Source organism: Terrabacter sp. P5_B1 (assembly GCF_056400505.1).
Window position 1 is genome coordinate 1 of sequence record NZ_JBFULD010000275.1, and the last position, 5,701, is coordinate 5,701.

The following is a 5,701-nucleotide window of genomic DNA, read 5'->3' on the forward strand; positions in this document are numbered from 1 at the left end:
CAGCGTGCACAGCCTCACGGCATACCCGGTGGCGACGTTCGGCAGCCGCGACCAGCAGGAGGCCCTGCTGCCGGGGATGCTCTCGGGCGAGCAGGTCGGCGCCTACTGCCTGTCCGAACCGCTCGCCGGCTCCGACATCGCCTCGATGACGACGCGGGCCACGCGCACCGGCGACGGATGGTCGCTCAAAGGCACCAAGGCCTGGATCTCGCACGCCGGCCACGCCGACTACTACACGACCTTCGCGCGCACGTCCGACGCCGGCGGCAAGGGCCTGTCGACGTTCATCGTGCCGGGTGATGCCCCGGGCCTGACCTTCGCCGAGCCCGAGAAGAAGATGGGCCTGCACTGCGACCCCGTCGCGCAGGTCATGTTCGACGCGGTGCCCGTCGACGGCGCCCGTCTCGTCGGGCAGGAGGGCCAGGGCATGCACATGGCCCTGTCGGCGCTCGACGCCGGGCGCCTCGGGATCGCGGCTGCCGCAACGGGACTCGCGCAGGCAGCCCTCGCCGCGGCAGCGGATTACGCGACCGAGCGTCAGCAGTTCGGTCGGCGCATCGGCGACTTCCAGGGGCTCGCATTCCTGCTCGCCGACATGGAGGCCGCTGTCACCTCGGCCCGCGCCACCTACCTGCACGCCGCGCGACTCAAGGACGCTGGTCGCGGATTCAGCAAGGAGGCCGCCGTCGCCAAGCTCGTCGCGACGGACGCCGCGATGAGGGTGACCACCGACGCCGTCCAGGTGCTCGGGGGCGCCGGCTACACCGAGGACTTCCCGCTCGAGCGCTACATGCGTGAGGCGAAGGTGACCCAGATCTTCGAGGGCACCAACCAGATCCAGCGACTCGTCATCTCGCGCCAGCTCCTCGCCCGCTGACCCCGACGCCCGAAAGGCCCGCCATGCAGCTCAGCTCGTCCACCGTCGCCATCGTCACCGGTGGCGGCTCCGGCCTCGGAGGCGCCACCGCGCGCCGCCTCGTCGCCGACGGCGCGACCGTCGTCATCATCGACCTCGAGGGGTCGGCCGCCCCGGGGCTCGTCGACGAGCTCAACGCCCAGCGCGCGGGCAGTGCTGTCTTCGTGGCCGCCGACGTCCGCGACGAGGCTCAGGTGCAGGCTGCGGTCGACCGCGCGAGCGAGCTCGGCGAGCTGCGCATCGCCGTCAACTGCGCCGGCGTCGCCACGCCCGGTCGCGTCATCGGCCGTGGTGGCCCGCTCGCGCTCGACACGTTCAAGACGGTCGTCGACATCAACCTCGTGGGCTCGTTCAACGTCCTGCGCCTCGCCGCCGCCGCGATGCTCGACAACGAGCCCGTCGACGGTGACCGCGGTGTCATCGTCAACACCGCCAGCATCGCCGCCTTCGACGGCCAGATCGGCCAGGCCGCCTACGCCGCGAGCAAGGGCGGCATCGTCGGCCTCACGCTGTCAGCCGCACGAGACTTGGCCGACAAGGCGATCCGCGTCATGACCGTCGCACCCGGCACGTTCGAGACGCCGATGCTCGCCGGCCTTCCGGGCGAGGTCAAGGAGGTGCTCGAGAAGCAGGTGCCGCACCCCTCGCGGCTCGGCCGCCCAGAGGAGTACGCCAACCTCGTGCGTCACATCGTCGACAACCCGATGCTCAACGGCGAGGTCATCCGCCTCGACGGCGCCCTGCGTATGCCGCCTCGCTGAGCCCGCGGCCGGGCGGGGCCTGCTTCGGTCCCGCCCGGTCGGGAACTGTGCACTCGACGGTCGAGTGCGCAGTTTCCCCACGCCCATCGTCGAGTGCCCAACACGCAACAGTCGAGTGCACAGTTTCCCACGCCCACGTCGAGTGCGCAGTTCTCGACGGGCCAAGAGTGGAACCCCGGTGGACATGGGCACAATGAAGGGGTGAACGAGCCCGGCGGTGACCTCGTGATCGCGGCCGGTCCCGGTCTGCGGCACGGCCTCGTCATCCCCGCCACCGAGCTCGTCGAGCGGTTCAGCCGGTCATCCGGCCCCGGTGGTCAGGGCGTCAACACGACGGACAGCCGGGTCGAGCTGGTCTACGACCCGGGCACCTCGACCGCGCTGACGCCGAACCAGCGCGAGCGTCTCGTCACCGCTCTCGGCGCAAGGCTCGTCGGCGGTCGGATCACCATCGTCGCCTCCGAGCAGCGGTCGCAGCTGCGCAACCGGGCCGCCGCCAGGGATCGGCTCGCCGACCTGCTGCGTGAGGGACTCGCTCCCCCACCGCCGCCCCGCCGTGCGTCGAAGCCGACGCGGGGATCACAGCGGCGCCGGGTGGAGGGCAAGAAGCGCCGCTCGCAGGTCAAGTCGGGTCGGGGCCGCGTCCAGCCCGAGTGACCGGGGCCCACACGTGGCCTCTCGACGAGCAGGAGGCGGCAACAGGTGGCCATTCGACGCGCCGGAGGCGGCAACAGGTGGCCATTCGACGCGCCGGAGGCGACAGCACGTGGCCTTTCGACGGTGAAGGAGAGGGAAGGCGGGGGAGCATTCCGGCGCTGAGCGCCGGCTCCAGCCATCGGTCAGCCGTGCGGCGGCGCCAAGACCGTCGTGTCGACGACGGCACCCACCTCGATGGGGCCGTAGACGTGAGGGAACGTCTCGCCGGTGGCCGGGTCGCCGACCTCGTGCACCACGGGTGAGCCAAGACGCGACTCGTCGATGTGCAGGAGCACGAGCGGCTCGGCGACGTCGGCATAGAAGCGGGACCGGACGACGGGCCACTGCTCCGCCGACGAGGCGTGGATGAAGCCCTCGTCGGCGAGCGAGCGCCCACGGGTCGACCGGGTGTAGGTGCCGTCGCGGAGCGCCTGCCGCCAGTGCGCCTGCTCGGCGAGGTGGTAGATCATGGCCTGCGACGCTACCAATCAGGGGACGGTGTCGGTGAGGTGCGTCTAAAGACCCTCCCACTGTCCCCGCGGAGAGGCACGCTGGTGGTGTGGACCGCAGCGGCCCGCTCGTTCGGGCCGCGCACGCATCCTTGGGAGGGCAGGGAGCATGACCACGACGCAGGAACCGCGCGAGGACGCCGAGCTGCGCTACCCACCGAGCGTCGTCAACCTGGCCGGGAACGACCTGTCCTACGTCGACACCGGCCAGGGGTCGGCCATCCTCTTCATCCACGGGCTGCTGGGCTCCCACGAGAACTGGACCCACCTCGTCGACCGGCTCGACACGGACCACCGGGTCCTCATCCCGGACCTCTTCGGCCACGGCGCCTCCGCGAAGCCCGTCGGTGACTACTCGCTCGGCTCGCACGCCGCGATCCTGCGCGACCTCATCGACCGGCTCGGCATCGGCCGCGTCACGCTCGTCGGCCACTCGCTGGGTGGAGGCATCGCCATGCAGTTCTGCTACCTCTTCCCCCAGCGGGTCGAGGCTCTCGTCCTCGTCTCGACCGGTGGCCTCGGGCGCTCCGTCAGTCCGCTGCTGCGCTCCGCCACGCTCCCCGGCGCCGAGCTCGTCCTGCCGGTCATCGCGTCGAGCTGGGTCCGCGAGCGCGTCGAGACCGTGGGGCGCGCCGTCCGCGGGCTCGGGTGGCGCCCGAGCCCGGACGCGTCGGCGGCCTGGAAGGGCTTCACCTCGCTCTCGGACGCCGAGAGCCGGCGCGCGTTCCTCGCCACGACGCGCGGCGTCATCGACCCCGGAGGCCAGACGGTCAACGCGCTCGGGCGCCTGACTGCGGGAGAACCGATCCGGACCCTCGTCATCTGGGGCACCCGGGACCGGATGATCCCCGTGGGTCACGCGGAGCGGGCTCACGAGGTCTTTCCCGGGGCGGAGGTCGTGCTCTTCGAGGGCGCCGGCCACTTCCCCCACCTCGAGCAGCCGGACCGCTTCGCGAGCGTCCTCGAGGGCTTCATCCACCGTTGAGCCGAGGAAGATCGCCCGTGATGACAACGTCCCAGCGACCTCGCCGCGTCGAGGGTGGGTAGAGACCTCTCAGACAGGGGACGACCATGGGGGACACCGAGCGCGAGGCCGACTTCTCGGCCTACGTGCGAGCGCGTCAGGGCTCCCTCGCGCGCTTCGCGTACCTGCTGACCGGCGACCCCCACAGCGCCCAGGACCTGCTCCAGTCCTCGCTCGCCAAGGTCTATGCCAGGTGGGACCACATCAGCACGGTCCAGTCACCGGACGCCTACGTCCGCAAGGTCATGGTCAACGAGCACACCACGTGGTGGCGCCGCGCCTGGCGCCACCGTGAGCGCACGGACAGCGAGCTGATCCGCGTCCTGGACCCGGCGGCGACCCCAGCGACCCCGCACGACAGCGAGCTCTGGGCGCACGTGCGCTCCCTCGCCCCGCAACAGCGGGCCGCCGTGGTGCTGCGCTACTACGAGGACCTCACCGAGGCCCAGACCGCCGAGGTCCTCGGTGTCTCGGTCGGCACCGTCAAGAGCCACACGAGCCGGGCGCTCAGCTCCCTGCGCCGCAGCATGAAGGAGGTCACGCCGTGACCACGACCGACCGCGAGAACGAGATGGAGCTGCAGGCCCTGCTCCGGCAGCGTGCAGCGGGCGTCGAGGTGTCCGGGGACTTCGCGCCCGTGGCCGTCGCGAGGCGCCGCCGCGACCAGCGCGCCCGCGTGCTCGTCGCCGCTGCGGCCGTGGCGGCCGTCGCTGTCGGCGTGCCGGTCCTGTGGTCGACGACCCGCGGCAGCACGCCGCCAGTTCCGGCCCTCCCCACGGCGACGGCCTCGCTCCCCTCCCCCACCGGCTCCGTACCGACCACCGCGCCGACCACGACGGCCGCCTCGCCGACCGACCTCCCCTCGACGACTGCACCGACGGCGCCCCCCTCGTCGCTCGCCACCCGGGCCGACGCGTACGCCCTCGACGACACGATCCGTTTCGGCACCACCGTGCTCCACCTCGAGAAGGGCACCGTCGTCGAGAGCCTCGCCGTCCTCGCGAACGGTGGCTTCGTCCTCCAGTCCCACCTCTCGACCGGCGCGTCCCAGAGCGAGATGGAGCTCCTCTCCCCGGCCGGTCGCACGGTCCGCGCCCTGGGCGCGTCGGGCATGTATGCCGTGTCGCCCGACGGCACGCGCGTGCTGGCCAAGGACGGCACGGGCAACACCCTCGTGGTCTACGCGCCGGACGGCACGGTGGTCGGCCAGCGTCGGGACACGCGCGAGGTCGGCGCGATCGTCGCCGGGACCGCCTACCTCAACGGCGGCCCGTCGGAGGGTTCCCTTGCCTGGGACTTCACGACCGGCGCCACGAGAGGGCTGCCGGCCCACCTCGTCGCTGTCTCACCGGACGGCACCCGGGCAGCACTGGGGTGGATGGTGACCACCGACGCGCAGGACGAGGCATGCTGGGCCGTCGTCGACCTGAGACGGCCGACCGCCCCCACGATCATCCAGAAGTGCGGTCCCGGTGAGAACCCGACGCTGTTCATGCCGACCGCCTTCTCCAGCAGGGGCACCTACCTGGTCGGCTCCGACTACGTCGACGGCGGGTTCTGGTTCAGCGCGGGCGTGGTCCGGGTCAGCGACGGAACCGTCGTCCTCGGCGGGACCGGCGACGCGGTCGTCTCCGGCTGGACCTGGCACCTCGACGACGACGAGTCGACCTTCGTCATCTCGCGCAACACCTCTAAGCCGGTGTCCCCGGCCACGAGGAACGCTCTCCAGCACTGCTCGCTCGCCCTCGCCTGCACCGACGTCCAGCCCGAGGTCACGCTGCAGGGCCGGGGCGGG

Annotated in this window: 6 protein-coding genes and 1 pseudogene; 6 read left to right on the forward strand and 1 reads right to left on the reverse strand. The window is 71.9% G+C overall.

Annotated features, from left to right (window positions below):
• The 3 genes from AC1DP0_RS16985 to arfB form a co-directional block, all read left to right on the forward strand.
• The coding region (locus AC1DP0_RS16985) for an acyl-CoA dehydrogenase family protein (RefSeq protein ID WP_478086533.1) at positions 1-877 on the forward strand (877 nt) is incomplete at its 5' end.
• A 23-nt stretch (positions 878-900) separates the two neighbouring features.
• On the forward strand, positions 901-1,677 hold the full coding sequence (locus AC1DP0_RS16990; protein WP_478086537.1) for an SDR family NAD(P)-dependent oxidoreductase: 777 nt from the start codon (positions 901-903) through the stop codon (positions 1,675-1,677).
• Positions 1,678-1,878: 201 nt separating this feature from the next.
• Positions 1,879-2,334 (forward strand): alternative ribosome rescue aminoacyl-tRNA hydrolase ArfB, encoded by a 456-nt coding sequence (arfB, locus tag AC1DP0_RS16995; protein WP_478086539.1) that lies wholly within the window; start codon positions 1,879-1,881, stop codon positions 2,332-2,334.
• A 182-nt stretch (positions 2,335-2,516) separates the two neighbouring features.
• Here the strand turns inward: arfB and AC1DP0_RS17000 are convergent, their stop codons facing one another.
• Positions 2,517-2,843, reverse strand: coding sequence for a DUF952 domain-containing protein (locus AC1DP0_RS17000; protein WP_478086541.1), 327 nt, complete (start codon positions 2,841-2,843; stop codon positions 2,517-2,519).
• 148 nt (positions 2,844-2,991) lie between these two features.
• Here AC1DP0_RS17000 and AC1DP0_RS17005 point away from each other — a divergent pair, with 148 nt between their 5' ends.
• The 3 genes and pseudogenes from AC1DP0_RS17005 to AC1DP0_RS17015 all read left to right on the forward strand — a co-directional run.
• A complete protein-coding gene (locus AC1DP0_RS17005; RefSeq protein ID WP_478086546.1) occupies positions 2,992-3,867 on the forward strand; it encodes an alpha/beta fold hydrolase in 876 nt (291 codons plus the stop codon).
• Positions 3,868-3,953: 86 nt separating this feature from the next.
• Entirely contained in the window at positions 3,954-4,454 is a 501-nt protein-coding gene (locus AC1DP0_RS17010) for a SigE family RNA polymerase sigma factor (RefSeq protein ID WP_478086549.1), read from the forward strand.
• Positions 4,451-5,701 (forward strand): annotated as a pseudogene (locus AC1DP0_RS17015) (hypothetical protein); the annotation flags it as partial. The gene AC1DP0_RS17010 and the pseudogene AC1DP0_RS17015, both read left to right, overlap by 4 nt.

Excerpts from the sequence above, each read along its gene's own strand:
- AC1DP0_RS17000 (WP_478086541.1), bottom strand. The coding sequence starts at position 2,843 with ATGATCTACCACCTCGCCGAGCAGGCGCACTGGCGGCAGGCGCTCCGC.
- AC1DP0_RS17010 (WP_478086549.1), top strand. The coding sequence starts at position 3,954 with ATGGGGGACACCGAGCGCGAGGCCGACTTCTCGGCCTACGTGCGAGCG.
- AC1DP0_RS17005 (WP_478086546.1), top strand. The coding sequence starts at position 2,992 with ATGACCACGACGCAGGAACCGCGCGAGGACGCCGAGCTGCGCTACCCA.
- AC1DP0_RS16990 (WP_478086537.1), top strand. The coding sequence starts at position 901 with ATGCAGCTCAGCTCGTCCACCGTCGCCATCGTCACCGGTGGCGGCTCC.